A 3,060-nucleotide genomic window follows, 5' to 3' on the forward strand; every position below is an offset into this window, starting at 1 on the left:
TTGACCTCATTTACCTTATCCTGGGTAGCAATCTTAACTTCGCTAACTTTATCTTGGGCAGCAGTTTTGACTTCATTTACCTTGCCCAAGGCAACGGTCTTAACTTCATTTACTTTAATTTGGGTAGCAGTTTTAACTTCATTAACCTTATCTTGAGCAAAAGTTTTGACTTCGTTAACCTTGCCTTGAACGGCTTCCTTAACCAGTCCGGTTTTAGCCTGTACCCATTGCATTACTTTACTTTTGGCTTGCTCGGCAATGGATTGAGAAGTCTTCACAACTTCAGTAACCTTATGTTCTGCCCAAGACTTTAAGTTATCGTTGCGGACAAACTTGGAAAGATCCTCAAGAGATTTTTGGGTATCCTTTAACTGTGCCTGTAGTGAATCAATCCGAGCGTTAGCACTGGCTAATGATTGCTCCACAGAACCGCGAGTGCTTGCATTATTTGGGTTGACTACCTCTGGCATCTTTGCGTCTAGTTCTATTGGGGTGGGATTTATAGGAAAAGCAATCATCTCTTTGTCTTGCCTCGCCAAGACAATTGCCCCACTGTTAGATTTTTGATTTTCAACTACTGGAGATACGTCTAAAACTACTGCATCTATTATTTCTGCGCGATCTCCTTGGAAAACTTGTTCTTGTTCTTGGGCTACTTGACTTACTTTTAGAGCAGGTTCTAAAGCCTTTTCTGGAGTAACTGCTAGGTTTTGTGCTTGTAGTTCACTTACTTGGGTTACTTCTGGAACAACATTCAAGCTCTTTTGGTGAGTAACTGGTGAATTTTCCAGTGTTAAAGAATGTTTATTTTCTAGAACTTGACCATTTTTGGCGTGGTAGACTTTCTCTCCGTCCACCACAACGCGGACAGAACCTTTTAATTCGTTGGGATTTTCTAAAGCTTGCTGTACCTTTTCCCCAACAGGGGTTGCTAATTTATCAGTAGTGACGACATTATCTGTTTGCTCGTAGACTTTATTGTTGCCAGCAAAAACTTGTAACTTAGAGCCATCAACATTACCAAGCTGTGCTTTTAACGACTCCATCCATGGGACAGAATTTGCTGGCACTGATTCTATCTGTGCTTTTTCCACTGTGACAGGTGGAGGGTCTTGAGGCAGTAAGTTCGCTTCTAGGCGTTCATTTGCAACTTGCACAGAACTTGTTGCTAAAGTGCTTTCTTGTTGAATAGAACTTTGCAAATCTATTTTATTTGCCATCCCTGACAATCGCTCTGTCACTAGATGAGCAAATTCATCCTTGGTTACTCCCATTCGCTCATATATACTGTGGTCTGGCAGAAAATAAACAGCTTCACCACGCGAGTTAGTGTCTAGCAACGTAAATTCATAGTGCTTGTCAGGGATATTTTGGTGCATTGTGGCATCAGAATAAGCGTCATCATAAATTTCGACACACACTGATGAATCTTGCCGTTGAAAAACACTTAACTCTAGACCGTTGATTCTTTCGCTCACCCCTCCCTGATCGTCGTACACCTCTCCAGAAGACATTTGACCACTTTTCCATTCAGGAGCATTATTGCGTTTTTCAATTACGATTTTCGCCGCATCTCTCACCGACATAGCAATCGGCGTTTTTATCTCTGGGGCAGTTTCGCGGGGATGAGGACGCAATGGAGGATCTGGTTCTGACCTTAGCTTATTCAAAGACTCATTAAGCTCTTTAATCGTCGGTTCCATTTTATTTCCTGCCTCAATTATGGTGAATCCAATTTGTTTTTTAACCAGTCTGTTAGGTATTATTTAGACAACTCATACAAACCCAAATTAGTTATACAAAAAATCCAAACACTCAATTTTGTAGATAATGACTAATTCGAGATACTAAAAATTCTTGATTGGGGATTTCAGGTAGCACAGCCCCTCCTAGTCTATCTAGCAAAACTTCGTTTCCTGCTTGAATATAAGCCCACTGGTCATCAACTAATATCTGGACAACCGATTCATCAGTAATATTTTCAAGACTGATATCAAACCATTGACCATTTCTGTAGTGATAAGCGGAATCAGGGCAAGTATCACCTAAATACACCTCAATTTCTTTAGGTCGATAGCCATTGGGAAAGGGAGTCAGATTGATAGAGTCTTCGGCGTTAAGCATTGCATTTGGATATTGAGTCATGGTGAAAGTCTCCTAGTAAATTAAACTTTTGATGCTAAGGAGCGCACGTTTTAGGGAATATGTAGGGATTCTTCCTCAACTCCTTTTACTGTATCTTTGACAGTTTGATTTAAAGCTTCTAACCATTGATTAACTGTTTGATTCCGCTTCATCTGCACTATCTTTGGTATTGGAAAAATAGAGCTAGACTGAAGTTGTGGAGCAACATTCTTAATATCTAAATCAACAACATTTTGAGAACTACAATAGATAAGTTCTGCTTTCAAAAGAACTCCTGTTGACTCTAAAACTCTGACTGTTCCGTTTTCTGATTGTGGGGAGCGCAAAGCATTTTCTAACTGTTCTAGAGTTGCATCGGACACGCCAAAGTTTGGATAAACTTTTTCCCGCCCTAGAGATATAGTGATTTTGTCTTTGTCGCCAAACAGGGATGCTAAATCGTCTATTCTTTGTTGATTTGACATCAGCCAACCTCCACCAACACTGATCTAACTTCAGGAAAATGACCTCCAACTCGATTGAGGATGACGCAATCTCCTACCTGAATAAACACTGCGCCATCGTCACCCATGCCTTCAATAATGGTCGGTGGAGTGTCGCCGTTGATTTTATTAGTAGTAAGCACACCCTTTTTAATTGCCATAGCAGGAATATCTGCACAATCGTAGTAAATCTCAAATAATCCAAGTTCATTACTTTGGGCTAGTACAGGAAGCGATCTCGCCATCAAGTAGTTTTCAACAACTGTTGGGTAATCCTTCAATATCCGTTGGACTTCTTGAGGCAATTTTGACAACACAGTTTGTTCAGTGGGAGTAAACATCAATACCTCCAAAGGGATCTACTTTAAATAGCAGTTGAAATTGAAAACCGAACACTAAAATCCACTAAGAGCTTGGTCAGCGATTTGTTGAT

Annotated in this window: 4 protein-coding genes; all 4 read right to left on the reverse strand. The window is 40.3% G+C overall.

All coding sequences use genetic code 11. The features are described 5' to 3' along the window. Nucleotides 1-1,703, reverse strand: a 1,703-nt coding sequence (locus tag C7B70_RS25350; RefSeq protein WP_146134181.1) for a hypothetical protein, incomplete at its 3' end; no start/stop codon positions are given. 112 nt (nt 1,704-1,815) lie between these two features. Next, entirely contained in the window at nt 1,816-2,145 is a 330-nt protein-coding gene (locus tag C7B70_RS25355) for a hypothetical protein (protein ID WP_106371638.1), read from the reverse strand. Between the two features lie 50 nt (nt 2,146-2,195). After that, the gene (locus C7B70_RS25360; protein WP_106371639.1) at nt 2,196-2,609 is read right to left on the reverse strand and encodes a hypothetical protein; all 414 of its coding nucleotides are present in this window, start codon (nt 2,607-2,609) and stop codon (nt 2,196-2,198) included. Next, a complete protein-coding gene (locus C7B70_RS25365) occupies nt 2,609-2,968 on the reverse strand; it encodes a hypothetical protein (RefSeq protein ID WP_106371640.1) in 360 nt (119 codons plus the stop codon). The genes C7B70_RS25360 and C7B70_RS25365 overlap by 1 nt, the downstream gene beginning before the upstream one ends. Between the last annotated feature and the right edge of the window lie 92 nt (nt 2,969-3,060).

The sequence above is a fragment of the Chlorogloea sp. CCALA 695 genome (assembly GCF_003003885.1).
Classification (GTDB): Bacteria; Cyanobacteriota; Cyanobacteriia; order Cyanobacteriales; family Chroococcidiopsidaceae; genus Aliterella.

Coding starts and splice junctions, on each gene's coding strand:
- C7B70_RS25360 (WP_106371639.1), bottom strand. CDS start 2,609: ATGTCAAATCAACAAAGAATAGACGATTTAGCATCCCTGTTTGGCGAC.
- C7B70_RS25355 (WP_106371638.1), bottom strand. CDS start 2,145: ATGACTCAATATCCAAATGCAATGCTTAACGCCGAAGACTCTATCAAT.
- C7B70_RS25365 (WP_106371640.1), bottom strand. CDS start 2,968: ATGTTTACTCCCACTGAACAAACTGTGTTGTCAAAATTGCCTCAAGAA.